Consider the following 898-nt stretch of genomic DNA (forward strand, 5'->3'; position numbering starts at 1 on the left):
CGGTGAGGGCGGTCAGGTCCTCGTAGTAGGTCGCGGTGGCGGTCTGGCGTAGTTCGTCGTAGAGCGTGTGATCACCGAGGACTGCCCACGCCTCGCGCGCCGCCGGCACGAGATCGAGCGGTGACCACTCCACCCGGTAGAGCCCGTCGTGTTTCGCCGCTCCGGCGTGCAACTGGTCGGCCGCCACGGGACGCACCCGCAGCTGGTCGATCGAGACGACCGGCGCACCGGTGGGGTCGGCGGCCTGGAGCGACAGCGATCCGGCGTCCCCCAGCCGTACGCGTACCCGCAGGTCGGTGGCGGCGACGGCGTGCAGGCGGACCCCGCTCCAGGCGAAGGGCAGATTGCTGTGGCCGCTCGGCGTGCCGTCCAGCCAGTGCAGCGCGGCCCCGTGCAGTGCCGCGTCGAGCAGCGCGGGGTGCACGCCGAAGTCCGTCACGTCGCCGCGTTCCTCCGGAGGGAGGGCGACCTCGGCGAACAGTTCGTCGCCGCGCCGCCAGGCGGCGCGTAGTCCCCGGAACGCCGGACCGTAGCGCAGCCCCGCCTCGTGCAGGCGGTCGTACGCGGCGTCGAGAGGCAGCCGCGTCGCATCCGCAGGAGGCCAGGTCGTGAGGTCGAACCCGGCCTGGGGGTCGTCCTTGATCAGTACGGCGGTGGCGTGGCGGGTCCAGTCTCCGGTGTCGCCGTCCGGCCGGGAGTAGATCTCCACGGTGGGGCGGTCGGAGCCGGTGACGATGATCTGCACCTGCACGCCGCCGTGTTCCGGCAGGGCCAGTGGGGTGTGGAGGAGGAGTTCGTCGATGGTGGTGTGGCCGGTGTGGTCGGCGGCGTGGAGGGCGAGGTCGAGGTAGGCGGTGCCGGGGAGGATGGGGGTGTCGAAGACGGTGTGGTGGGCGAG

General features: G+C 72.6%; 1 protein-coding gene. It reads right to left on the minus strand.

The features are described 5' to 3' along the window. Positions 1–898, minus strand: an 898-nt coding sequence (locus FLW16_RS42925) for a polyketide synthase dehydratase domain-containing protein (RefSeq protein ID WP_185949866.1), incomplete at both ends; no start/stop codon positions are given.

The organism is Microbispora sp. KK1-11, assembly GCF_006874435.1.
Lineage (GTDB): Bacteria > Actinomycetota > Actinomycetes > Streptosporangiales > Streptosporangiaceae > Microbispora > Microbispora catharanthi.